The following is a 24,738-nucleotide window of genomic DNA, read 5'->3' on the forward strand; positions in this document are numbered from 1 at the left end:
AACGTGAGCGCAGCGCAGCGCTAGGAGGAATACGAAATGTGGCCGGACAGGCCACAATGCTTACCCATGCCGGGGCAAATGAAAGCAGCGATGACGATGCAACTTTCGGAACTGAAGGACGAGCTGGCACGGTTCGGCGCCGAAAACGACGCGCATGAAACCGATCGCGGTCGGCGCATGCTCAACATCACGCCGGACACCGGTGAATTCCTGTCGGTGCTGGTGCGCTTCGGCAATGCGCGTCGGGTGCTGGAGATCGGCACCTCCAACGGCTATTCCACGCTGTGGCTGGCCGAAGCCGCAGCCGCCATCGATGGCCACGTGACCACGCTGGAATACGCCGAGGACAAGGTGGCGATGGCGCGTGCCACCTTCGCGCGCAGTGGCCTGGCCGGGTACATCACGCTGGTGCAGGGCGATGCCGGGCAGTGGTTGACGCAGGCCGCCGATGCCAGCATCGATCTGCTGTTCCTCGATTCGGACCGCGAACAATACGCCGGCTGGTGGCCGCAGCTGCGCCGCGTGCTGCGTCCGGGTGGCCTGCTGGTGGTGGACAACGCCACCTCGCACGCCACGCAGATGGAGCCGTTGCGGATGCTGCTGGACGCTGATCCGGACTTCAGCACCAGCCTGGTCCCGGTGGGCAATGGCGAGCTGCTGGCCGTGCGCAACGCCTGACCGCCGCGCCTGCCTACCTGGGGTCAGATCCCTTTTCCACAGGAAAAGGGATCTGACCCCGATCAGGGCACCCGTATAATCCCGCGGTGAGCACCGAACCTGACACCCTCGCCGCGGTCGAGACCGAAACCGCGCCCCTGCAGCTGCTGCACCTGGATGAGCGCCTGGCCGTGGTCAACAAGCCGGCCGGGCTGATGGTCCACGACAGCAAGCTGGCCCGTGGCGAAGATGATTTCCTGGCCGACCGCCTGCGCGAGCAGCTGGGGCGGCCGATCTTCCTCGTGCATCGCCTGGACCGGGCCACCAGTGGCTGCCTGCTGCTGGCCTTCGACCGCGAGACCGCCAGTGCGCTGGGCAAGGCGCTGATGGGGGGTGAAGTGGCCAAGGACTACCTGACGGTCTGCCGTGGCTGGCCGGCCGAGCTGTCCTGGCGGGTGGACCATGATCTGGACGGTGGGCCGGGCAAGCCGGTGAAGAAGCCGGCGATCACCGATTTCCAGCGGCTGGCCACCGGCGAGCTGTCGGTGCCGGTGGGTGAATTCACCAGCTCACGCTACGCATTGCTGCGCTGCCAGCCGCAGACCGGGCGCTTCCGGCAGATCCGCCGGCACCTCAAGCATCTCTCGCATCACATGATCGGCGACACCAGCCACGGTGATGGCCGCCACAACCGGATCTTCCGCATGCAGGGCGTGCACCGCATGCTGCTGCACGCCGAGCGCCTGCGCTTTCCGCATCCGGACGGTGACAGCGTGGATGTCAGTGCGCCGTTGGATCGCGAATTCCAGAAGGCGCTGGACCTGTTCGGCTGGCAGGTGGACGCCGTTTGACGCCCACGCGGTCGAGGGGTCAGAGCCCTTTCCCGCCGGGAAAGGGATCCGACCCCGCCGAGGTCACTTCTTTTCCGGCTCGTTGACGATCGCTTCCAGGTCTTTCTGCAGGTCCGCGAACAGCGGCTGCATGCGCGCCTGGATCGCCACCACCACGTTCTGCATCAGTGCCGGGGTCTTGTCCAGCAGGCTCTGGCCGGCCGGGCTCTCGTAGAACTCGGCCATCGCCAGCACGTCTTCCTTGCTGAAGGTCTTCTTGTACAGGTCCACGTACATCGGCCGCAGCTGCTGCCAGGACATCGCCTGGCGCAGGGTCTGGCTGGTCCGGGCCTGGATCCGCTTCAGCTGTTCCTGCTGCTGGGCATTGAGCTGGCGCTGCGCGGCCACCTGCTGGAACTGCTGCTGCTGCATGGCTTCGATCTGCGGCACCATGGTGTCGATCATGCTCTGCGCTCGCGACGCCGACAGCAGGCGGTTGATGTCGCCGTCGGTCGGCGGGGCGGCCAGGGCCGGAACGCTGGCCACGGCCAGCGCCAGCAGCAGGGCGGCGCGGCGCAGCAGGGACGGCAGGGCGGGTGCGAAGCGGGTCATGCGGGGCTTCCTGCGGTACATGGGACGGCCAGCATACCCGCAGCCAAGGCGAAGGCGGCGTGTTCGGTACCTGATCGGCGGCATACGGGGCGCGATGCCGCACTCCGCCGCGTGCCTGCCGCTACAATGCGCGGATGGGCAGTGGACCGGTCACCATCAGCGCGCAGCTTGAAATCCCCGACGGCGAGATCGTCGAGCGGTTCGTGCGTGCCAGTGGCGCCGGTGGCCAGAACGTCAACAAGGTCTCCACCGCGGTGGAACTGCGTTTCGACGTGGCCAACTCGCCCTCGTTGCCCGAACCGTTGCGCACGCGCCTGCTGGCGCGGCGTGACCGGCGCATGACCGGCGAAGGCGTGCTGGTCATCGACGCGCAACGTTTCCGCACCCAGGATCGCAATCGCGAGGATGCGCGCGAGCGGCTGGCGGCCTTCATCCAGGCCGGGCTGAGCGTGCCCAAACCGCGCAAGGCCACCAAGCCGACCCTCGGGTCGAAACTGCGTCGTCTGGACGCCAAACGCGGGCGCGCGCAGATCAAGCGCGGGCGCTCATCACGTGACTGGGAGTGATTGCTTGAACAACCCGACTTCGTTGCTGCCGGCCGTGCCGCCGCAGATGCCGCAGGTCAAACCCAACGCCTTCCTGCGCTGGCTGGCGCGCTGCACCCTGCGCATGGGTGGCTGGAAGGTGACCGGCACCCTGCCTGACATCCCCCGGCTGGTCTTCATCATCGCTCCGCACTCGTCCAACTGGGACGGCCTGTGGGGCATGGCGGCGAAGATCGCGCTGGGCATGAAGGTGAAGGTGCTGGGCAAGGCCTCGCTGTTCTGGTGGCCGCTGGGCCCGCTGCTGCACAAGCTGGGCGTGATCCCGCTGGACCGCAGCTCGCCGCAGGGCACCGTCGGCCAGGCCGTGGACCTGCTGCGCAACAACGAGAAGATGTGGTTCGCCATCACGCCCGAGGGCACCCGCAAGGCCGTGAAGGACTGGAAGGCCGGCTTCCTGAAGATCGCCCGGATGGCCGACGTGCCGATCCTGGCCGCGTATTTCCACTACCCGGAAAAGACCATCGGCATCGGCCCGCTGTTCACGCCGACCGGCGACGATGTGGCCGACATGGCCGCCATCCGCGAGTTCTACCGGCCGTGGATCGGCAAGACCCGCGGCACGGTCTGAGCCGGCCGCAGGCCGCCGCATAGACGCCACGTCCGGCACATGCCGGGCGAGCGCGACAGGAGTAGGGTGGAGGGCTGGTATCCCGTACCGTCTGCCCAAGGAGCGTTTCACATGTCGCGTACCGTAGTCCTGGCCGCCGCCATCAGCCTGGCGCTGGCGGCCTGTTCCGGCAAGGAGTCCACCCCCGTGTCCGAAGCCCAGAAAACCCCGGCCCAGCAGCCGGCCGAAGCCTCCACCAATCCGCTGCTGAGTGCGAGCACGCTGCCGTTCCAGGCTCCGCAGTTCGACAAGATCAAGGACAGCGACTACCTGCCGGCGTTCGAAGAAGGCATGCGCCAGCACCTGGCCGACGTGCGCAAGATCGCCGACAGCAGTGAGCCGGCCACCTTCGACAACACCATCGTGGCGATGGAGCGCAGCGGCGAGACCCTGACCCGCGTGTCGCGCATCTTCTTCGGCCTGGTCCAGGCCGATACCAACGATGCGCGCCAGAAGATCCAGGAAGAAGTGGCGCCGAAGCTGGCCGCGCACCAGGACGAGATCAACCTCGATCCGAAGCTGTTCGCGCGCGTGAAGTCGCTGTACGACCAGCGTGACACGCTGGAGCTGGACCCGGTGCAGAAGCGCCTGGTCGAGCACTACTACGACGGCCTGGTGCGCGCCGGTGCGCAGCTGTCCGACGCCGACAAGGCGACCCTGCGCAAGCTCAACGTGGAAGAGACCACCCTCTCCACCCAGTTCCACACCCGCCTGGTGGCCGCCACCGCTGCTGCTGCCGTCGTCGTCGACGACAAGGCCAAGCTGGCCGGCCTGGACGAGGACGCGATCAACAACGCTGCGGCGGCTGCCAAGGAGCGCAAGCTGGATGGCAAGTTCCTGCTGCCGCTGCAGAACACCACCCAGCAGCCGGTACTCGGCTCGCTGAGCGACCGTGACCAGCGTGCCGCCGTGCTGAAGGCCTCGGAAACCCGCGCCGAGCGCGGCGATGCCAATGACACCCGGCAGACCGTGCAGCGCCTGGCCCAGCTGCGTGCGCAGAAGGCCAAGCTGCTCGGCTTCGACACCTTTGCCGATTACCAGCTGGGCGACCAGATGGCCAAGACCCCGGCCGCCGCGCTGAAGCTGCTGACCGACACCGTGCCGGCCGCCACCGCCAAGGCCCGTGCCGAAGCCGGCGAGATCCAGAAGGTGATCGACGCGCAGAAGGGTGGATTCCAGGTCGCCGCTTCGGACTGGGACTTCTACGCCGAGCAAGTGCGCAAGGCTAAGTACGATCTGGACGAGTCGCAGATCAAGCCGTACTTCGAACTGGACAACGTGCTGCAGAACGGCGTCTTCTACGCCGCCACCCAGCTGTACGGCATCACCTTCAAGCCGCGTACCGACATTCCGACCTACAACCCGGACATGAAGGTGTACGAAGTGTTCGACAAGGACGGCACCTCGCTGGCCCTGTTCTACACCGACTACTTCAAGCGTGACAGCAAGTCCGGCGGCGCCTGGATGGACGTGTTCGTCGAACAGGATGGCCTGACCGGTGCCAAGCCGGTGGTCTACAACGTCTGCAACTTCACCAAGCCGGCCGCCGGCCAGCCTGCGCTGATCAGCTTCGACGACGTCACCACCATGTTCCATGAGTTCGGCCATGCGCTGCACGGCATGTTCTCGAACGTGAAGTACCCGTCGATCGCCGGCACCGCCACCTCGCGCGACTTCGTCGAGTTCCCGTCGCAGTTCAACGAGCACTGGGCGCTGGACCCGAAGGTGTTCGCGCACTACGCCAAGCACTACAAGACCGGCGAGGCGATGCCGCAGGAGCTGGTCGACAAGATCCTCAAGGCGCGCAGCTTCAACCAGGGCTACGCGACCACCGAGTACCTGTCGGCCGCCCTGCTGGACCTGGCCTGGCACACGCAGAAGGCCGATGCGCCGCTGCAGGATGTCGGCGCCTTTGAAGCCAGCGCGCTGAAGAAGTTCAAGGTCGACCTGCCGCAGGTGCCGCCGCGCTACCGCACCACCTACTTCGACCACATCTGGGGTGGCGGTTACTCGGCCGGCTACTACGCCTACTTCTGGGCCGAAGTGCTGGACCATGACGCCTACCAGTGGTTCACCGAACACGGTGGCCTGACCGCAGCCAACGGCCAGGAATTCCGCGACAAGATCCTCTCTCGCGGCAACAGCGTGGAGCTGTCGACCCTGTACCGCGATTTCCGCGGCAAGGATCCGTCGGTGGAACCGCTGCTGAAGTTCCGCGGCCTGAAGTAAGAAAGCGAAAACGGCGGGGGCAACCCCGCCGTTTTCCTTTTGCGTCGATGCCATCGATGAATTCTGCAGTTACCGCTCATCCACGCATGGCGTGGATCTACTGCAGATCGCAGGAATCTGTCGAAGGTGGGGTGGGTCCGGTTGCGGGGGTATCCGCGCCATGGATGGCGCGGCTAAGCCTCCATGGACGGATTCACGGCGTCCCCCGCAAGTGGACCCACCCCGCCATCCCACGGAAATCCAGCCTTTGCTGTCGCTGTTGAGGTTGCCGGCCAGCGGCCGGCACTACCTACCGGGTGCCGGGTGCAGCCCGGCCATCACGTGCCTACGTGCACGCGGTTCGCCTGCTCAGCCAGTCCCAGGTGATCCAGCGCGATATCCAGCGCCAGTACATAGCTCTGCGCGCCATACCCCGCGGCGATGCCCAAGCGCTGGCCGACGCCGGCCGGCAGGCACGGCTCGGCCACTGCACCGTCGTCATGCACTTCCACATAGGCGTTGTGCAGGTACGGCAGCAGGCGCTGCAGGCGCAGGCTGTTGGCACACGCACCCGGATCGAGCAGGGTCACCTCGCCGCGGCTGTGGTCGGCCACGCGCAGGGCGTCCAGCAGTTCCTGTTCCGAACCACAGGCACGGATCGCCACGCTGGTGCCGGCGTCGATCGCACGATGCACCAGTGACTTCAGGACCGGTGCCGGCAGCGGCATCGCGGTGCGGATCAGGGCGCCGGCCGCTTCCGGGCCACGGATGATGAAGATCGACATGGCTCAGCCCTCCTGTGCCAGGCGGCGGCCGACAATGGCCAGCGACAGCGGGTAACCGGCCTGCTGGCTGCGCTGGTCGACCACCACGGCGGCGGGGCCGTGCTGCAGGCGCAGGCGTGCATCCAGGCCGGGTTCGCTGGGGGCCTGCAGCTCGATGTACTGCGCCGGCAGCCGTTCCAGCGCCGCCTGCAGCGCGCCACCTTCGGCCTGCCATTGCGCCTCGTCGGCGGCGCCGACATCCAGCAGTACCCAGTCGGCCGAGCGCGCCTGCGGCTGGCACAGGCACTGGCGTACCTCGGACAGGTTGGCGCAGTCGCTGCACAGCACGCGATGGCCGGCCAGCTGCGCCGGCAGCTGCGGGCGCGGCGCCGACGAAGATGCGTGGCGGATCACCAGGAGGGTCATACAACACCTTGCGGAATGCGCCCTGTGGCGCGGTGGGCACACGATGCGCGTGCTGCCCGTAAAGGTGCGATGCCCGCGGCCGGGCCGGGGCGTAAAACCTGCGTAACCCGTGTCCGGCGCTACCGGGAACCTGCGGCGCCTGCATGTGGTCTGATACTGCTACCACCTACCCGGAGCCTGTCATGGATGCTGTTGCCCGCCCTCCCTTTTCCGAACGCGCGCTGGTCTGGCTGAAGAAGGAAGCATTGCCGCTGCTGGTGATGCTCGGCCTGCTCGCCGCCGCCCGCGATACCCTGGCCAACCACTACGTGGTGCCCAGCGGCTCGATGCAGCCGACCCTGCAGCCCGGCGACCGGGTAGTGGTGGACATGCGCGCCTATGGCCTGCGCCTGCCGTTCACCGGCAAGGAACTGATGTCCACCGGCGTTCCGCAGCGCGGTGAAGTGGCGGTGTTCGATTCACCGGCCGACGGCACCCGCCTGATCAAGCGCGTGGCGGCGGTGGCCGGTGACCATGTGCAGATGCGCGAGGGCCATCTGAGCATCAACGGCCAGCCCCTGCAGATTGCCGATCTGCAGGACGTGGAAGCCTTCGGCGAGCGCCGTGCCCGCCTCGACCTGGACATGGGCGGCGGTCCGGACATCGCCGACCTGGTGGTGCCGGCGGGCAAGGTGCTGGTGCTGGGTGACCACCGTGGCAACAGCTTCGACGGCCGCTTCTTCGGTTTCGTCGACGCCGACAAGCTCTACGGCCGCGCCGTGGCGGTGTACTACCGTCGTGGCGACGGCTTCGAGTGGCAGCGGCTGTAAGCTGAATTGATACTTCTCGTGTATCAATCATGATCTATCAGGTTATGGATCGACTGGATCGACGGGCCTAGTCTGAGGCCCGTTCCCTCCCATGCCCGGCCGTCCCCACCGGCCCCTCGATCCCATGACTGGCGAAACCGCGGCGGCCGTCGAACGCCGCCCCCACACTGTCGACCCCGCTGCCGAGACCCGCATCCAGCAGGGCACCCCGGCCTTCCGCCGCACCGCGCTGGCGCTGTTCCTGGCCGGCTTCTCCACCTTCGGCCTGCTGTACACCGTGCAGCCGCTGCTGCCCGAGTTCAGCCGTCACTTCGGCGTGTCCGCCGCCGGCAGCGCGATGTCGTTGTCGCTGACCACCGGTACGCTGGCGGTGGCGATGCTGCTGGCCGGCCTGCTGTCCGATGCGGTCGGCCGTCGTCCGATGATGATCGTCGCGTTGCTGGCCTCGGCCATGCTGTCGCTGAGCACGGCGCTGGTGGACGACTGGACCACGCTGCTGGTATTGCGCACCCTGCTTGGCCTGGCGCTGAGCGGCGTGCCGGCAGTGGCGATGACCTACCTGGTCGAGGAAATGGACAGCCGCGCGCTGGGCCTGGCGATGGGCCTGTACATCGGCGGCAACGCCATCGGTGGCATGAGCGGGCGCCTGCTGGCCGGCATCATCGCCGACCATTGGGGCTGGCGCTGGGGCATCGGCGTGGTCTCGATCATCGCCATCGCCAGTACCGTGCTGCTGTGGCTGCAGCTGCCACCGTCGCGGCATTTCCATGCACGTCGCGGCGGCCTGCGCCAATTGCCGTCGCGCTGGCGCACGCTGTTCGCCGATCCGGGCCTGCCGTGGCTGTTCGCTACCTCGTTCGTGCTGATGGGCGTGTTCGTCACCCTCTACAACTACCTGGGCTACCACCTGCTGGCGCCGCCGTACCATCTCAGCCAGACCGTGGTCGGCCTGATCTTCAGCGTCTATCTGGTGGGCACCTTCAGCTCGGCGTGGATGGGCCAGCAGGCCACGCGCTACGGCCGCGGCCGCATCCTGTCGATCTCGTTTGCGTTGATCGGCGCCGGCATCGCGCTATTGGCACTGCCGTGGTTGAGCACGATGGCGCTGGGTATCGCACTGGTGACCTTTGGCTTCTTCGGTGGCCACTCGGTGGCCAGCAGCTGGGTCGGCAGCCGCGCCGGTGCGATGCGCGCCGAAGCCTCGGCGCTGTACCTGTTCGCCTATTACCTGGGTTCGAGCGTGCTCGGTGGTGTGGGCGGCCTGGCTTATGCGGCGTGGGATTGGCTGGGTGTGTGCCTGTTCGCCGCCGTGCTGACCCTGATCGGCGGTGGCATTGTCTGGGCGCTGCAGCAGCGCGCCCCGCAGCCGGTGACGGCGTGAATCACCGCGTACGGTAGTGCCGGCCGCTGGCCGGCTACCCCACCTGGGTCCGCATGCCGGCCAGCGGCCGGCACTACCGGGTGGATTGCACGCTTACCCTTCGGCGAACGCTTCACGCAGCAGCCCGGCGAAATTGCGGATCAACGGCGTCACACCCTCGCGGTGCCACGCCAGCTGCACTTCCGAATGCGCACCAGCATCGGCCAGCGCGACGAAGCGCGCGCCCTCCACGCGGATGTGATCGCAGGACGACGGCAGGATCGCCGCACCCAGGCCGGCGGCGGCCAGACTGATCAGGGTCGAGGCCTCACCGGCCTCCTGCACGATGCGCGGGGTGAACCCGGCGGCCGCGCACAACGCGATCATGTGGTCATGGATGCCCGCACCGGCGCTGCGGCGGAACGCCACGAACGGTTCCTGCGCGAAGTCGCGCAGCGACAGCGTGCCCTGCGCCGAGAGCCTGCGCAGGGCAGGGTGGTCGGCATGCACGATCAACGCCAGTGGATCGACGAACAGGCTGTGCGCCACCAGCTCTGGTGGCAGCGCGCGCTTGCGGATGATGCCCACGTCCAGTGAACCGTCGAGCAGCGCATCAATCTGCTGCAGGGTGTTCATCTCGCTCAGCTGCAGCCGCACCTGCGGATAGCGTTGGCGGTACTGCAGGATCGAGCGCGGAATCTGCGGCGACAGTGGCGTCGCGCGGGTCAGCCCGATGCGCAGCTCACCCTGCTCACCGCGCTGCGCGCGCTGGACTTCGTCCACCGCCGTTTCCACCTGCTGCACGATGGCCCGCGCACGTTCCTGCAGCAGCTCGCCCGCCGGCGTCAGCTGCACACGACGATGGCTGCGCACGAACAGGCGCGCACCGATCAGGTCTTCCAGCTGGCGGATCTGCTGGCTGAGCGGCGGCTGCGACATACCCAGCCGCTCCGCCGCCTGGCCGAAGTGCAGCGTGTCGGCGACGGCAAGGAAGTAACGCAGATGGCGGAGTTCGATGGACATGGGGCCAGTTTATTCATCGTCAGCCGGAAATGGGGTCAGAGCCCGTTGCGCAGCAACGGGATCCGACCCCGCCAGATCGCGGCCAACTGTCGAAGGCGGGGTGGGTCCGGTTGCGGGGGCGTGAGCCGCATGGATGCGGCGACCGAGCTTACATGGACGTACTTGCAGCGTCCCCCGTAACCGGACCCACCCCGCCATCCCACGGAACGCCAGCTTTTGACGTTGACGTTGCCGTTGCTTCGGCCTCTGCAGGTGCAGGGCGGCAGCCCTGCAAACCAGAACACCCCTCACCGCTCGGAATGCCCGCTCTGGTCGTAATCGCGCGGACTGAACAACTCCGGCTGGATCAGCTCGATGAACGCCCGCGCCTGCGCCGACAGCGCCTTGCCCCGGCGCACGATCACCCCGTAACTGCGTTCCGGGAACCAGCGCTTCATCGACCGCGCCGCCAGCCGCTCGCGGTCGGCCTCGTTCAGGCACAGCGCCGGCACGATGGAAATACCCATGCCCATCGCCACGTACTGCTTGATCACCTCCCAGCCGCCCACCTCCAGCGCCACGGTGTAGGCGATGCGGTGGCGCTGGAACACCTGGTCCACCAGGCGGTAGGTGATCTGCCGCTTCGGCGGCAGCACCAGCGGATAGCGCGCGATGTCGGCCAGTTCCAGCTCGCCGCCACTGGCCAGCGGATGGTCGTGCGGTGCGATCAGCACCTGCTCGAAACGGTAGGCCGGCGCGTAGCTGAGGTCGGCCGGCACATCGGTCATCGAACCGATCGCCAGGTCGGCGGCGTCCTCGCGCAGCAGGTCGGTGCCATCGGCGCTGATCGCGTTGTGCAGGGTCAGGCGCACGTCCGGGTGGTGCATGCGGAAGCGTTCGACGATCTTCGGCAGCAGGTACAGGATGGTCGAGCTGTTGGCGGCGATGTTCAGCTCGCCCGCGTCCAGGCCACGCACCTTGTCGCGGAAACGCGCCTCCAGCCCGTCCAGGTTCTCCACCAGCGGCTGCGCCATTTCGTACAGCAGCTGGCCCTCGCGGCTGGGCACCAGGCGGCGCCCGCTGCGCTCGAACAACGGCACCCCCAGCTCCCGTTCCAGCGCCTGCAACTGCAGGCTGATCGCCGGCTGGCTGACGAAAAGTGCCTCAGCCGCCCGTGAGACCGAGCCCAGGCGCACGGTCTGGCAGAACGCGCGCAGCGGCTTCAGCCGGTCGGATTTGTAGGAAAAACGCGGACTTGGCGGGGTGCGTGTGGTCATCGCGTCACAAGTATTAGCACAATTTATGTAAAACATTGCAAAAACTGTTTTGCCAAATACTCGGCGCCAGCGGCACCGTGGAGACGTTCCCCCACCGCTGGAGTCGCCCCATGTCCGCCGTCGCTTCCGCTGTTCCCACCCCCGCCAGCAAGGCCACCCCCGGCATCGCCCTGGCGACCCGCGTGGCCGGCCAGGACACCCTGCTGCCGGCGCCGCTGCTGGCCCTGCTGGTGTCGCTGCACCGTGCGGTGGAACCGGGCCGGCAGGCACGGCTGCAGGCACGCCGCGAGCGCCAGGCGTTCTTCGACCAGGGCGGCCTGCCGGACTTCCGCGAAGACACCGCCACGATCCGCAGCGGCGACTGGCGCGTTGCCCCGCTGCCGGCCGCGCTGCAGGACCGCCGCGTCGAGATCACCGGCCCGACCGACCCGAAGATGGTCATCAACGCGCTGAACTCCGGCGCCAAGGTGTTCATGGCCGACTTCGAGGATTCGACCTCGCCGACCTGGCGCAACCTGCTGGCCGGGCAGCAGTCGCTGGCCGCCGCGGTGCGTGGCGATCTCGAATACACCGCACCCAATGGAAAGCACTACGCCCTGCGCCCGTACGACGAGCAGGCGGTGCTGATCGTGCGCCCGCGTGGCTGGCACCTGGACGAGAAGCACGTGCGCATCGATGGCCAGTTCATTGCCGGTGGCCTGTTCGACGCGGCGGTGTTCGCCTTCCACAACGCCCGCACCCTGCAGGCGAAGGATCGTGGCCCGTACTTCTACCTGCCCAAGCTGCAGAGCATGGAAGAGGCGGCGCTGTGGGAGGCCGCGCTGTCGCACATCGAGGGCATGCTCGGCCTGCCGCACGGCCAGATCAAGGTGACCGTGCTGATTGAAACCTTGCCGGCAGTGTTCGAGATGGACGAGATCCTGCACGCGCTGCGTGACCGCATCGTCGGCCTGAACTGCGGGCGCTGGGACTACATCTTCTCGTACCTGAAGACCTTCCGACGGCACGCCGACCGCGTGCTGCCCGAGCGCGGCCAGGTGACCATGACCCAGCCGTTCCTGAAGGCGTATTCGGAACTGCTGATCCAGACCTGCCACCGCCGCGGTGCGCATGCGATGGGCGGCATGGCCGCGCAGATCCCGATCAACAACGATGCCGCTGCCAACGAACAGGCGATGGCCCGCGTGCGCGCCGACAAGCTGCGCGAAGTGACCGCCGGCCACGACGGCACCTGGGTCGCGCATCCGGCGCTGATTCCGGTGGCGATGGCGATCTTCGACGAACACATGCCCGGTGCGAACCAGCACAGCGTGCTGCGCCAGGATGTGCGCGTCGGCCGCGACGACCTGATCGCACGGCCGCCCGGCACCATCACCCGCGCCGGCTTCGAAGGCAACGTGGAAGTCTGCGTGCGCTATCTGGCGGCATGGCTGGATGGCAACGGCTGCGTGCCGATCCACCACCTGATGGAGGACGCGGCCACCGCCGAGATCAGCCGCAGCCAGCTGTGGCAGTGGCTGCATACGCCGGGCCAGCAGCTGGACGACGGCACCGCCATCGACCTGGCCCTGCTGGATGCCACGCTGGCGCAGCTGCCGGCACGGCTGGGTGACACCACCGCGCTGCCCGGTGGCGCACGCATCGGCGAGGCCATCGCCCTGCTCGGCGAACTGAGCCGCAGCGACGAACTGACCGATTTCCTGACCCTGCCGGCCTACGCGCGCATCGACTGATCGCCGCCCGCGTTTCCCGCCGTTTCCCTCCCCGCTGCACGCACGAACCGAACTGGAGAAAGACATGAGCAAGCTGCCCACTGCCGAACAGATCCAGCACGACTGGGATACCAACCCGCGTTGGGAAGGCATCCAGCGCAACTACAGCGCCGCTGACGTGGTGCGCCTGCGCGGCACCGTCCACATCGAGCATTCGCTGGCCCGCCTGGGTGCGGAGAAGCTGTGGGCGTCGCTGCATGAGCGCGAGTTCGTCAACGCGCTGGGTGCATTGACCGGCAACCAGGCCATGCAGCAGGTCAAGGCCGGCCTGAAGGCGATCTACCTGTCCGGTTGGCAGGTGGCGGCCGATGCCAACCTGGCCGGGCAGATGTACCCGGACCAGTCGCTGTACCCGGCCGATTCGGTGCCGGCGGTGGTCAAGCGCATCAACAACACGCTGCTGCGCGCCGATCAGCTGCACCACGCCGAAGGCAAGGACGACATCGATTTCCTGCAGCCGATCGTGGCCGATGCGGAAGCCGGTTTCGGCGGCGTGCTCAATGCGTTCGAACTGATGAAGGCGATGATCGAGGCCGGTGCCGCCGGCGTGCATTTCGAAGACCAGCTGGCCTCGGTGAAGAAGTGCGGCCACATGGGCGGCAAGGTGCTGGTGCCGACCCGTGAGGCGATCGAGAAGCTCAACGCCGCGCGCCTGGCCGCCGACGTGCTGGGCGTGCCGACCCTGCTGGTGGCACGTACCGATGCCGAAGCCGCGGATCTGCTGACCAGCGACATCGATGGCAATGACAAGCCGTTTGCCACCGGCGAGCGCACGGTGGAAGGCTTCTACAAGACCCGCAACGGCCTGGACCAGGCGATCAGCCGTGGCCTGGCCTACGCGCCCTACGCCGACCTGGTGTGGTGCGAGACCGGCAAGCCGGACCTGGAGTTCGCACGGAAATTCGCCGAGGCGATCCATGCGAAGTTCCCGGGCAAGCTGCTGGCCTACAACTGCTCGCCCAGCTTCAACTGGAAGAAGAACCTGGACGACGCCACCATTGCCAGGTTCCAGCGCGAACTGGGCAGCTACGGCTACAAGTTCCAGTTCATCACCCTGGCCGGCTTCCACGCGCTGAACTACGGCATGTTCAACCTGGCCCACGGCTACGCACGCCGGCAGATGAGCGCGTTCGTGGAACTGCAGGAAGCCGAGTTCGAAGCGGCCGAGCGCGGCTTCACTGCGGTCAAGCACCAGCGCGAGGTCGGTACCGGCTACTTCGATGCGGTGACCCAGGCGATCCAGCAGGGCCAGTCGTCGACCACCGCGCTGACCGGCTCGACCGAGGAGGAGCAGTTCCACGGCGGGCGCAGCGAACGCGCGGCGTGATGCGGTAGCGCCGGCCGCTGGCCGGCAACCCGTCGATGTTCCAGGAGTCCACATGGTTGCCGGCCAGCGGCCGGCACTATCGGGCCTCAGAGCGATCAGGGTGGCCAGGGAAGGGCCAGACAACGCCGGCCGGTCGGGGGACCTGCCGGCGTTGTTGTATCGATGCAAGGGTGCAGCGCGCGGGGAGCGTCAATCAGGCGCACCCCCTGGGCCGGCAACTTGGCCGAAACCCTGTGAAACCCGGCATCGGATTGATCCGGCAGGAGTTTTGCCCGGACACCCGTGACCAGAACGGGCCACCACCGATCTTCACATCAATCAAGATCGGCAGAAGGGTCAAAATGAGATAGGGCGCACAGTTTAAAGCGGTGCTATGCTCCGCGGCTCACCAGGGGACGCTGGCGGCGGGTGCAGGGAATGACCGGCAGGGGTGCGGCCGAGAACAGTGATGTGACGACAGGTATCGCCCGGGTGGCGATGGCCGAGATCGTGCACGCTCTGTTGTCAGATGCCGAGGTGGCATTGTTCGCCAGATTCGCCCGCGCATGCAAGCTCCGTGCCGGACAGTGGCTGTTCCAGCGCGGCCACCGCGGCGAGCGCATGTATGTGATCCTCGAAGGCCAGATCGAACTGGACTTCGGCGAGGACCTGGTGATCAAGACGCTCGGGCAGCACGAGTTCTTCGGAGAACTGGGCCTGCTGGTCGGCGACCACCTGCGCAGCGCCAGCGCGCGCGCGCTGGTCGACTGCGATGTGCTGGAACTGGGGCCGGCTGATTTCCACCGGCTGGTCGAATCCGATCCCGGCCTGGTGGCCTACTTCCTGCGCCGCACGATCATGCGCGTGCTGACCAACGAACAGGCTCTGATCAGCCAGCTGCGCCGGCGCAACCACGATCTGGAAACCGCGCTGGACAACCTGTACATCACCACCCACCAGTTGACCCACACCCGTGAGCTGGTGCGTACCGATGAACTGACCGGGCTGCACAACCGCCGCGGCCTCACCCTGTACCTGCAGGAGTGCCGCGAGCATGCCGAGGGGCCGCCGCAGGCGCTGCTGCTGATCGACTGCGACCGCTTCAAGCAGATCAACGACCGCCACGGCCACCAGGCCGGCGACCGCGTGCTGCAGAGCATGGGCAACATCCTGCGCTCGATGGCCGGCGAACAGGACCTGGCCTGCCGGCTCGGCGGCGATGAGTTCTGCCTGATCCTGCGCCGTGGCAACCACGAGATCGTGCAGCATGCGGCCGAGTTCATCCTCAGCGCGGTGCATGGCCTGCTCGAGCGCAGCCATGGCACGCCGCATGTAAGCCTGGTCAGCATCGGAGCCAGCCTGCTGGCCGCCGACGCGGACTGGAGCGAGTGGTATGCCAGCGCCGACCGGGCGCTGTACCGGGCCAAGCGTGACGGCGGCAACTGCCTGCGCTGGGTGGATGATCCGGACGACCAATAGGGAGATGCAGGCGATGAATGGCGACAACGGAACGTCAGCCCCGCATAGCCCACAGCTACGCGCCCTGCTGTTCACCGATCTGTGTGATTCGCTGCAGCTGGTCGAGCGCATCGGCGATGTGGCAGCGGCGAGCCTGTTCCAGGAACACGACCGCCTGGTGCTGGTGCTGCAGCACCGCTGGAATGGCCAGCTGATCGATCGCTCCGACGGCCTGTTCATGCTGTTCGAGCGCGCCATCGATGCACTGGGCTTCGCCCTGGACTACCAGCGTGAGCTGCACGCGCTGGGCCAGCAGCGCGCGATTGAACTGCGCGCGCGTGCCGGCCTGCACGTGGGTGACGTGCTGACCTGGGAGAACAGTGCCGAGGCAGTCCGTGCCGGTGCCAAGTCGATGGAGGTGGAAGGCCTGGCCAAGCCGATGGCGGCGCGCCTGATGATGCTGGCCCGCCCCGGCCAGATCCTGCTGTCGGCAGTGGCCGAATCACTGACCCGCCGTGCCACCGATGCACTGGGCGAGCGTGGTACGCGCCTGCTGTGGAAATCGCACGGGCGCTGGCGCTTCAAGGGCGTGCCGGTAGTGCAGGAAGTGATCGAAGTGGGCGAGATCGGTTCGGCGCCGCTGCGCATGCCGCGCGCCAATGCCAAGGCGCGCCGCGACCTGCCGCTGTGGCGGCAGCCGCTGGTGCTGGCCGCCGAAGGCCTGGTGCTGGCGGTGGCGGTGCTCGGCGGCTGGCTGCTGCTGCGGCCGGAACCGGCGATCGCGTTCGCTGAGCGCGACTGGGTGGTGCTCGGTGATGTCGACAACCTCACCGGCGATCCGATCTTCGATGACTCGATGCGCCACGCGATCCGGATCGCGCTGGAGCAGTCGCGCTACGTGAACGTGCTGTCGGAGGGCAAGATCCGCGAAAGCCTGGAAATGGCGCGGCTCTCGGGCGATACCCGGTTGAACCGCGATACCGCCGTCGACGTGGCGGTGCGGGAAGGCGCGCGCGCGGTGCTGTTGCCGACCGTGCGGCAGAAGATCGGTGGCTATGAGCTGGCCATCGATGTTGCTGCGCCGGGCAGCGGGCAGGTGATCCAGACGTTCACCGCCACCGCGGATCGATCCGATCAGATGGTGTTCGCGGTGGACGATGTGGTCGGGCGCCTGCGGCGTGGACTGGGCGAGTCGGTGGCAAGCCTGGAACAGTCGTTGCCGTTGCCGCGGGCATCGACCCAGGACCTGCGCGCGCTGCGGGCATTCGCGCTGGCCGAGAGTGCGCTGGGCCAGCGTCGCTTCGAGGAGGCACGCAACCTCTACCAGGCGGCGATCGATATCGATCCTGGCTTTGCCCTGGCCTACATGGGCGTGGCCAAGCTGCATGCGCGCGTCGAGGAAGGGCGGCGCGCGCGCGAAGCCATGCAGCATGCGCTGGACCTGCAGGATCGCCTGCCACCACGCGAGCGGCTGTACCTGAAGGCCTGGATGGCCGAGCTGGAGCCGGGCGGCTGGGCGCTGGAGCAATGGCGCACGCTGGCCAAGGTCTACCCGGATTCGTTCGCGGGGCTGTCCAACACGTCCTGGTACCTGCTGCAGGCCAACCAGTTCAGCGAGGCTGAGCCCTATGCGCGAGCGGCCGCGGTGCCGCAGGACCCCTTGCGGCTGTATCCGCTGGTCCATCTGGTGCGGATACAGATTGCTGCCAACCAACCGCAGCGTGCCGCCGAAACACTGGCCCAGGCGCAGATCCTGCGCGGCCGTGATGACGCCGATGAGACCGGCGTGGATGTGCTGGTGGCGCAGGGGCAGTACGCCAAGGCAGCGAAGCTGTTGCCGCAGATCCATGCCAGCGATGCCCTGCAGCAGCGGATGAAGCTGCGTGCGCAGCTGCTGCTGGCGGCCGCGCAGCGCGACTGCCCGGCGATGCAGCAGGCGATACGCGAAGATGCACCGGCGCCGACGCTGGTCGATCTTCAGGTACAGCAGCGCCTGCAGCACGCCAGCGTAGCGGCAGTGTGTTCGGGCGCCGACCGCGCCGAGCTGCAGGCCATCGCAGCGCTGCTGCAGCCGATGCTGCAAGAGCGCGATGATCCCATGCTGCATGCCCGTGGCCTGCAGTGGCTGGCGCTGGTCCATCTGGCGCAGCGCCAGGGCCAGTTCGAGCTGGCCAAGCGCTGGCTGGACGATCAGCGGCCCCTGCTGCGCAGTCTGCGCAGCCCGGTCGCGGACCGCTGGCTACGCATCGTCAGCGCCATGGATGAGCTGCAGATGCAGCGCCCCGAGGCCGCCCGCACCCTGATCGAACCGATGCTGGATGGCAACGAGCCGGTGCAGGCGCGCGTGGTACTGCTGCTCGCACTGCGCGCACAGGGCGATGAAGCCGCCGTGCGTCGTCAGCAGGCGTGGCTGGCCCAGCATCGCGGCCAGGCCATTGCCGAGGTCACTGCCCTGCAGGTGTGGCAACCGCTGAACGTGTATGACGTCTCCACGTGGGCTACGCCGGCCACGGCCGGCGCGCCCTGATGGCGGGTCAGCCGTCGATGCGCTCGCCGACCTTGCCGGCTTCGAAGCAGAACACCACGGTCATGGCCGCCACCGACCCGGACAGGTGGGCCTGCAGCCCGTCACGCACCTGGCTCAGCTCCTCGACCGAGGCCAGGGTGCCGATCTTCATGCAGTCGTTTTCGCCAACGGCACCGTCCAGGCCGATCGAGGCCAGGGCCTTGGCCGGCGAAGCGGTGAAGTGGCTGCGGAAGTCGTCGCTGCCGATCAGGTGGTCCAGCAGGGTGCTGGCGTCTGCGGCGGAAAGGCGGGGATGGGTGCTCATGGGGATCGTCCGTAGGTGGAGTTTCTCGTATCGGCCGCGACAGCCTGCCATTGAGGGCCGCGCGTTGCACGTCGCTAAAGTTGGCCGCGCTGCGGTCGTTGCTGCTATGCCGGTTGTGCGGCAGAAGGAAGGAAACCCATGCGCCTGCGCCGCTGCGCCAGCCTGATGTTCGAACCCCGCGAGGCGGTCACCCTGGACCTGCGCGCGATGCTGGCCGGCCATGCCGAGATGGACAGCCAGATCAGCTGGGTGGCGCTGGCCGCCCATCTGGACCAGCCGCTGCCGGTGGACGCCGAGGAGCGCCAGCTGCTGGGCGAGCTCAGCGCGCACCGCTGGAGCGAACCGCCCGCCGATGCCTCCCCGGCCATGCTGGCCCGCCTGGTCGAGCAGGGCCTGCTGCTGACCGACCCGCCCAGCGAGGTGGGGCACCAGATGCGCGACGAGGCGCTACGCCGCAGCCAGTGGTGGCCGCTGGCCGCGTTGGCCCACCGCCATGCGCGCTGGCAGGCCGTGGACAGCGTGGAGGACATGCGTCGGCAGGGGCTGGACACCGCTGCCGGCCTGCGCCAGCGGCTGGGGCCGCCACCGCCGGTGGTACAGCCCATGCGGGGCGACTATCAGCCGCTGCCGCGCAGCGAAGAGGCCGCGTTCGACGCGCTGCTGGCGCGCCGCACCACCTGCCGCAATTTCGACCCGGAGCGCGCGCTGCCGCTGCCGCTGCTGTCCCAGGTGCTGCAGCGCACGCTGATGGCCCACGCGGTGCAGAAGGTCGAGCGCGATACCGAGTTCCTGAAGAAGAACGTGCCTTCCGGTGGCGGCCTGCATCCCACCGAGGGCTTCCTGCTGGTGCAGAACGTGGAAGGACTGGTACCGGGCCTGTACCACTACCACCCGGTGCAGCACGCGGTGCTGCCGCTGCCCTCGCCACCGCCGCAGGCACTGGCTGCGCTGGCGCGGCGGATGCTGTCCGGGCAGGAGTGGTTCGCCGATGCACCGGCGCTGCTGGTGCTGGCGCCGCGCTATGACCGCTGCTTCTGGAAGTACCGCAACCACGCCAAGGCGCACCGTGCGGTGACGCTGGATGTCGGCCACATCTCGCAGCTGCTGTACCTGTGCGCGACCGAGCGTGGGCTGGCGGCGTTCGTCACCGCAGCCATCAACGATGCCGATGTCGATCGTGCCTTCGGGTTCGATGGCATCGGCCAGAGCGCGATGGCCATCTGCGGCCTGGGCTGGCGCAGTGCCACGCTGGACACGGCCGAATTCGATCCCGCTGGTCGGGTGACGGCGGGCGACGACCGCTGAGCGGCCGTCGCCCCGGCGTTCACGCCGCTTCGAAGTCCACCAGCACGGCACCGTCGCCGACCTGGTCGCCGGCCTTGGCGCGGTAGCCTTTCACCGTGCCATCGGCCGGTGCCTGCAGGGTGTGCTCCATCTTCATCGCTTCCAGCACCACCAGCGGCGTACCGCGCTTGACCTCGGTGCCGGCCGCGACCAGGGTGGCCACAATCCTGCCCGGCATCGGCGCCAGCAGGCTGCCGGCGTCGGCCACGGCGTGGTCCGATTCACCCACCGGATCATGCAGGGTGAAGCGGTGCTGGCCGTCGGCGCCGAACAGGTACAGCTGGTCACCGTCGCGCAGCAGCTGAAGTGACCAGCGGCGCTCGCCCAGCTGCACCGCCAGGCCGTGCACATCGGCCGTGCCGATCACCTGTACCGATGCTGCGTCATCGCACTGCACCCGCCAGCCATCGGCCTGCGCCCACACCTTCAGCGTGTGCCTGCGTTCGCCCTGCTGCAGCGGCAACACGCGCGGCGCGGACGCGCCGAGGCGCCAGCCATCCTGTGCTCGCCACGGCGAATGCGGGTCGCGCGCATCGCTGCCGGCGTGCGCGGTGCTGGCCACAGCGGCAACCGCTGCCAGCAGCCACAGCGCGTCGTCGCTGTCGCCCACCGCACTCAACGCGGCCTGCTCGCGTTCGATCAACGCGGTATCCAGCCTGGCGTGCGTGAACGAATCGGTGTTCACCAGCCGGCGCAGGAAGCCGGCATTGGTGGTCACGCCCACCACCTGGCAGTCGGCCAGGGCCTGGCTCATGCGGCGCAGCGCGGCGTCGCGGTCCACGTCCCAGACGATCAGCTTGGCGATCATCGGATCGTAGTACGGCGTGATGCTGTCGCCTTCCTCGACGCCGGTATCCACGCGCACATGGGCCGACGGGGTCGGCAGGCGCAGGCGGCGCAGGGTGCCGGTGGAGGGCAGGAAGCCACGGTCGGCATCTTCGGCGTACAGGCGCGCTTCGATGGCGTGGCCGTGGATGGCCAGCTGGTCCTGGCGCAACGGCAGCGGCAGGCCCGAGGCCACGCGCAGCTGCCACTCCACCAGGTCGGTGCCGGTGATGTATTCGGTGACCGGGTGCTCGACCTGCAGGCGGGTATTCATTTCCATGAAGTAGAAATCGCCGTCCGGGCCGGCGATGAATTCCACCGTGCCGGCACCGACGTAGCCCACCGCGCGCGCGGCATCGACCGCGGCCTTGCCCATCGCAGCACGACGTTCGGGACTCATGCCCGGCGCGGGTGCTTCTTCCAGTACCTTCTGGTGGCGGCGCTGCACCGAGCAGTCGCGCTCGAACAGGTAGACCGCCTCACCGTGGCTGTCGCCGAACACCTGGATCTCGATATGGCGCGGGCGCTCGACGTACTTCTCGACCAGCACATGGTCGTTGCCGAACGCCGAGGCCGCCTCGCGCTGGCAGCTGGCCAGCGCATCGACGAAGTCCTCGCTGCGTTCGACCTTGCGCATGCCCTTGCCACCGCCACCGGCGCTGGCCTTGATCAGCACCGGGTAGCCGATGCCATCGGCCTGCGCGCGCAGGAAGTCCGGCGCCTGCTGGTCGCCGTGGTAGCCCGGCGTCAGCGGTACACCGGCCTTGGCCATCAGCGCCTTGGCCGCGCTCTTGTCGCCCATCGCGCGGATGGCGCTGGCCGGCGGCCCGATGAAGGTGATGCCGGCGGCGGCGCAGGCATCGGCGAAGTCGGCGTTCTCGGACAGGAAGCCGTAGCCGGGGTGGATCGCCTGCGCGCCGGTCAGGCGTGCGGCGTCGAGCAGGGCATCGCTGCGCAGGTAGCTCTCACGCGCTGCCGCCGGACCGATGTGGATGGCTTCGTCGGCCAGGCGCACGTGGCGTGCGGTGCGGTCGGCATCGGAATACACCGCCACGGTGGCGATGCCGAGACGGCGGCAGGTGGCGATGACGCGGCAGGCGATCTCGCCGCGGTTGGCGATCAGGACTTTGGTGAACATGGCAACAGGCTCGGTCATGGCACGGGTTACATGCGGAACACGCCGAAGCGCGTCTGCTGCGGGGTGGCGTTGAGGCTGGCCGACAGCGCCAGGGCCAGCACCCGGCGGGTGTCGGCCGGATCGATCACGCCGTCATCCCACAGGCGCGCGCTGGCGTAGTACGGATGGCCCTGCTGTTCGAACTGCTCGCGGATCGGTGCCTTGAACGCATCCTCTTCCGCCGCCGGCCACTGGCCGCCCTTGGCTTCGATGCCATCGCGCTTGACCGTGGCCAGCACGCTGGCGGCCTGTTCGCCACCCATCACGCCGATGCGTGCGTTCGGCCACATCCACAGGAAGTTCGGCGAGTACGCGCGGCCGCACATGCCGTAGTTGCCGGCACCGAACGAGCCACCGATCACCACGGTGAACTTCGGCACCTTGGCGCAGGCCACCGCCATCACCAGCTTGGCCCCGTCCTTGGCGATGCCGCCCTGCTCGTACTTGCGGCCGACCATGAAGCCGGTGATGTTCTGCAGGAACACCAGCGGGATGTTGCGCTGGGTGCACAGCTCGATGAAGTGCGCCCCCTTCAGTGCCGACTCGGAGAACAGGATGCCGTTGTTGGCGATGATGCCGATCGGGTAGCCGTTCAGATGCGCGAAGCCGGTCACCAGCGTTGCGCCGTAGCGCGGCTTGAACTCATCGAAGCGCGAGCCATCGACCAGGCGCGCGATGACCTCGCGCACGTCGTAGGGCTTGCGCGTGTCGGCCGGGATCACGCCATACAGGTCGTGCGCCGGCAGCAGTGGTTCCTCGCTGGCCTGCACCGCCATCGCCGGTTCCGGCTTGCGCCAGTTCAACTGGGCGATGATCGCGCGCACCCGCGCCAAGGCCTGCAGATCGTTGTCGGCCATGTGGTCGGCCACGCCGGAAATGCGCGTGTGCACATCGGCACCGCCCAGTTCCTCCGCCGTGACCACTTCACCTGTGGCCGCCTTCACCAGCGGTGGGCCGCCGAGGAAGATGGTGCCCTGCTCGCGCACGATCACGGTCTCGTCGCTCATCGCCGGCACGTAGGCGCCACCGGCGGTGCAGCTGCCCATCACGCAGGCGATCTGCGGAATGCCCTGCGCCGACAGGTTGGCCTGGTTGTAGAAGATGCGGCCGAAATGGTCGCGGTCGGGGAAGACTTCGTCCTGCAGCGGCAGGAACGCGCCACCGGAATCGACCAGGTAGATGCACGGCAGGTGGTTCTGCTCGGCGATCTCCTGCGCGCGCAGGTGCTTCTTCACCGTCATCGGGTAGTAGGTGCCGCCCTTGACCGTGGCGTCGTTGGCCACGATCACGCATTCCACACCGCTCACCCGGCCGATGCCGGCCACCACGCCGGCGGCGGGCACGGCGTCTTCATACATGCCATGCGCGGCCAGCGGCGCGATTTCCAGGAAGGCGCTGCCGGGGTCGAGCAGGGCGTCGATGCGGTCGCGCACCAGCAGCTTGCCGCGTGCGGTGTGCTTGGCACGCGCGGCGTCGCTGCCGCCCAGCGCGGTGCGGGCGAGGGTGGCATGCAGGTCATCGACCACGGCCTGCATGGCCGCGCGGTTGCTTTCAAACGTTTCGCTGCCCGGTTGCAGCTGGCTGTTCAGGACGGTCATCGCGGTGGCCTTACAGGGTGCGCTGGAACAGTTCGCGGCCGATCAGCATGCGGCGGATCTCCGAGGTGCCGGCGCCGATTTCATACAGCTTGGCATCGCGCCACAAGCGGCCGGTCGGGTATTCGTTGATGTAGCCGTTGCCACCGAGGATCTGGATCGCCTGGCCGGTCAGCCAGGTGGCCTTCTCGGCGGCGTACAGGATCGCACCGGCGGCGTCCTGGCGGGTGGTGCGGCCCTGGTCGCAGGCGCGCGCCACGGCATAGACATAGGCGCGGCACGCGCCCAGGCCCACGTACATGTCGGCGATCTTGGCCTGGATCAGCTGGAAGCTGCCGATCGGTTCGCCGAACTGGTGGCGCTCGTGCACATAGGGCATGACCACGTCCATGGCCGCGGCCATCAGGCCCAGCGGGCCGCCGGACAGCACCACGCGCTCGTAGTCCAGGCCGGACATCAGCACGCGCACGCCACCGCCGACCTGGCCCAGCACGTTCTCTTCGGGAATCTCGCAGTCCTGGAACACCAGCTCGCAGGTGGGCGAAGAGCGCATGCCCAGCTTGTCCAGCTTCTGCGCGGTGGAGAAGCCCTTCATGCCCTTCTCGACCAGGAACGCGGTGATGCCCTTGGCACCCGCGTCCATGTCGGTCTTGGCGTAGACCACCAGCACGTCGGCGTCCGGGCCGTTGGTGATCCACATCTTGTTGCCGTTGAGCACGTAGCGGTCGCCGCGCTTGTCGGCGCGCAGCTTCATCGACACCACGTCCGAACCGGCACCCGGTTCGCTCATCGCCAGCGCGCCGACCAGGCTGCCATTGCACAGGCCGGGCAGGAAGCGCTGCTTCTGTTCTTCGTTGCCGTTCTTGCGCAGCTGGTTCACGCACAGGTTGGAGTGCGCGCCGTAGGACAGGCCGATGCCGCCAGAGGCACGCGAGATTTCTTCCATCGCCACCACGTGGGCCAGGTAGCCCATGCCGGTGCCGCCGTATTCTTCTTCCACGGTGAGGCCGAGCAGGCCCTGCTCGCCCAGCTTCGGCCACAGGGCCAGCGGGAACTGGTTGCTGGCATCGGCCTCGGCGGCCAGCGGTGCGACCTCGGCGGCGGCAAAATGGGCCACGCTCTGGCGCAGCAGGTCGATGTCTTCGCCAAGATCGAAGTTCAGGGATGGCACGTGCATTGTGGTGGCTCCACGGCGGGATGGCAGGAAATGGACGCACCCGGCGGGGGAGCGGGCGGCGGTGTACAGGACCGCCACCCGCACGGGCGATGGGCC

21 protein-coding genes are annotated in these 24,738 nt (G+C 67.9%); 12 read left to right on the plus strand and 9 right to left on the minus strand.

The window, feature by feature from the left end:
• The first annotated feature begins 90 nt into the window (after nucleotides 1-90).
• Nucleotides 91-678: an O-methyltransferase gene (locus ACZK1G_RS00835; RefSeq protein WP_101764708.1), complete on the plus strand. Its 588-nt coding sequence runs from the start codon at nucleotides 91-93 to the stop codon at nucleotides 676-678.
• 86 nt (nucleotides 679-764) lie between these two features.
• Complete coding sequence (locus ACZK1G_RS00840) at nucleotides 765-1,508, plus strand: pseudouridine synthase (protein ID WP_101764709.1); 744 nt, start codon at nucleotides 765-767, stop codon at nucleotides 1,506-1,508.
• A gap of 63 nt (nucleotides 1,509-1,571) precedes the next feature.
• On the opposite strand, the gene ACZK1G_RS00845 is transcribed toward ACZK1G_RS00840, so the two are convergent.
• Complete coding sequence (locus ACZK1G_RS00845; RefSeq protein WP_170871738.1) at nucleotides 1,572-2,120, minus strand: DUF2059 domain-containing protein; 549 nt, start codon at nucleotides 2,118-2,120, stop codon at nucleotides 1,572-1,574.
• A gap of 113 nt (nucleotides 2,121-2,233) precedes the next feature.
• On the opposite strand from ACZK1G_RS00845, the gene arfB reads away from it, so the two are divergent.
• From arfB to dcp, 3 genes are all read left to right on the plus strand, one after another.
• Complete coding sequence (arfB, locus tag ACZK1G_RS00850; protein WP_032962216.1) at nucleotides 2,234-2,665, plus strand: alternative ribosome rescue aminoacyl-tRNA hydrolase ArfB; 432 nt, start codon at nucleotides 2,234-2,236, stop codon at nucleotides 2,663-2,665.
• A gap of 4 nt (nucleotides 2,666-2,669) precedes the next feature.
• Nucleotides 2,670-3,272 (plus strand): lysophospholipid acyltransferase family protein, encoded by a 603-nt coding sequence (locus ACZK1G_RS00855; RefSeq protein ID WP_014035575.1) that lies wholly within the window; start codon nucleotides 2,670-2,672, stop codon nucleotides 3,270-3,272.
• Between the two features lie 111 nt (nucleotides 3,273-3,383).
• Nucleotides 3,384-5,540 (plus strand): peptidyl-dipeptidase Dcp, encoded by a 2,157-nt coding sequence (dcp, locus tag ACZK1G_RS00860; RefSeq protein ID WP_119007334.1) that lies wholly within the window; start codon nucleotides 3,384-3,386, stop codon nucleotides 5,538-5,540.
• Between the two features lie 317 nt (nucleotides 5,541-5,857).
• Here the strand turns inward: dcp and ACZK1G_RS00865 are convergent, their stop codons facing one another.
• Nucleotides 5,858-6,304 carry a 3-dehydroquinate dehydratase gene (locus ACZK1G_RS00865; RefSeq protein WP_004153636.1) on the minus strand — a complete coding sequence of 149 codons (447 nt, stop codon included), beginning with the start codon at nucleotides 6,302-6,304 and terminating at the stop codon, nucleotides 5,858-5,860.
• A gap of 3 nt (nucleotides 6,305-6,307) precedes the next feature.
• On the minus strand, nucleotides 6,308-6,709 hold the full coding sequence (locus tag ACZK1G_RS00870; RefSeq protein ID WP_101764711.1) for a hypothetical protein: 402 nt from the start codon (nucleotides 6,707-6,709) through the stop codon (nucleotides 6,308-6,310).
• 182 nt (nucleotides 6,710-6,891) lie between these two features.
• On the opposite strand from ACZK1G_RS00870, the gene lepB reads away from it, so the two are divergent.
• Together lepB and ACZK1G_RS00880 are read left to right on the plus strand one after the other, a co-directional pair.
• Entirely contained in the window at nucleotides 6,892-7,518 is a 627-nt protein-coding gene (gene lepB, locus ACZK1G_RS00875) for a signal peptidase I (RefSeq protein ID WP_101764712.1), read from the plus strand.
• Between the two features lie 124 nt (nucleotides 7,519-7,642).
• On the plus strand, nucleotides 7,643-8,899 hold the full coding sequence (locus ACZK1G_RS00880; RefSeq protein WP_101764713.1) for an MFS transporter: 1,257 nt from the start codon (nucleotides 7,643-7,645) through the stop codon (nucleotides 8,897-8,899).
• Nucleotides 8,900-8,992: 93 nt separating this feature from the next.
• Here ACZK1G_RS00880 and ACZK1G_RS00885 read toward each other — a convergent pair whose 3' ends face one another.
• Nucleotides 8,993-9,901, minus strand: coding sequence for a LysR family transcriptional regulator (locus ACZK1G_RS00885; RefSeq protein ID WP_075675649.1), 909 nt, complete (start codon nucleotides 9,899-9,901; stop codon nucleotides 8,993-8,995).
• Nucleotides 9,902-10,188: 287 nt separating this feature from the next.
• Nucleotides 10,189-11,157, minus strand: a complete 969-nt coding sequence (locus ACZK1G_RS00890; RefSeq protein WP_101764714.1) for a LysR family transcriptional regulator — start codon at nucleotides 11,155-11,157, stop codon at nucleotides 10,189-10,191.
• 110 nt (nucleotides 11,158-11,267) lie between these two features.
• Between ACZK1G_RS00890 and aceB the strand changes: the two genes are divergently transcribed.
• The 4 genes from aceB to ACZK1G_RS00910 all read left to right on the plus strand — a co-directional run bounded on the left by aceB (nucleotide 11,268) and on the right by ACZK1G_RS00910 (nucleotide 18,220).
• Nucleotides 11,268-12,890, plus strand: a complete 1,623-nt coding sequence (aceB, locus tag ACZK1G_RS00895; protein ID WP_101764715.1) for a malate synthase A — start codon at nucleotides 11,268-11,270, stop codon at nucleotides 12,888-12,890.
• Between the two features lie 64 nt (nucleotides 12,891-12,954).
• Nucleotides 12,955-14,256, plus strand: a complete 1,302-nt coding sequence (gene aceA, locus ACZK1G_RS00900; RefSeq protein WP_069118153.1) for an isocitrate lyase — start codon at nucleotides 12,955-12,957, stop codon at nucleotides 14,254-14,256.
• Nucleotides 14,257-14,673: 417 nt separating this feature from the next.
• Nucleotides 14,674-15,714, plus strand: coding sequence for a GGDEF domain-containing protein (locus ACZK1G_RS00905; protein WP_014035584.1), 1,041 nt, complete (start codon nucleotides 14,674-14,676; stop codon nucleotides 15,712-15,714).
• Between the two features lie 13 nt (nucleotides 15,715-15,727).
• Nucleotides 15,728-18,220: a putative peptide modification system cyclase gene (locus tag ACZK1G_RS00910; RefSeq protein WP_233490823.1), complete on the plus strand. Its 2,493-nt coding sequence runs from the start codon at nucleotides 15,728-15,730 to the stop codon at nucleotides 18,218-18,220.
• A gap of 7 nt (nucleotides 18,221-18,227) precedes the next feature.
• On the opposite strand, the gene ACZK1G_RS00915 is transcribed toward ACZK1G_RS00910, so the two are convergent.
• Complete coding sequence (locus ACZK1G_RS00915) at nucleotides 18,228-18,524, minus strand: NHLP-related RiPP peptide (protein ID WP_075675645.1); 297 nt, start codon at nucleotides 18,522-18,524, stop codon at nucleotides 18,228-18,230.
• Between the two features lie 138 nt (nucleotides 18,525-18,662).
• Between ACZK1G_RS00915 and ACZK1G_RS00920 the strand changes: the two genes are divergently transcribed.
• Nucleotides 18,663-19,829 carry a putative peptide maturation dehydrogenase gene (locus tag ACZK1G_RS00920; protein WP_101764718.1) on the plus strand — a complete coding sequence of 389 codons (1,167 nt, stop codon included), beginning with the start codon at nucleotides 18,663-18,665 and terminating at the stop codon, nucleotides 19,827-19,829.
• A 19-nt stretch (nucleotides 19,830-19,848) separates the two neighbouring features.
• On the opposite strand, the gene ACZK1G_RS00925 is transcribed toward ACZK1G_RS00920, so the two are convergent.
• From ACZK1G_RS00925 to ACZK1G_RS00935, 3 genes are read right to left on the minus strand one after another with little or no spacing between them, the layout of a single operon-like run.
• A complete protein-coding gene (locus ACZK1G_RS00925; RefSeq protein WP_424143799.1) occupies nucleotides 19,849-21,849 on the minus strand; it encodes an acetyl/propionyl/methylcrotonyl-CoA carboxylase subunit alpha in 2,001 nt (666 codons plus the stop codon).
• A gap of 8 nt (nucleotides 21,850-21,857) precedes the next feature.
• On the minus strand, nucleotides 21,858-23,468 hold the full coding sequence (locus ACZK1G_RS00930) for a carboxyl transferase domain-containing protein (RefSeq protein ID WP_101764719.1): 1,611 nt from the start codon (nucleotides 23,466-23,468) through the stop codon (nucleotides 21,858-21,860).
• A gap of 10 nt (nucleotides 23,469-23,478) precedes the next feature.
• Nucleotides 23,479-24,642, minus strand: coding sequence for an isovaleryl-CoA dehydrogenase (locus tag ACZK1G_RS00935; protein WP_101764720.1), 1,164 nt, complete (start codon nucleotides 24,640-24,642; stop codon nucleotides 23,479-23,481).
• Between the last annotated feature and the right edge of the window lie 96 nt (nucleotides 24,643-24,738).

This window comes from Stenotrophomonas sp. 109824_Sma (assembly GCF_056480025.1).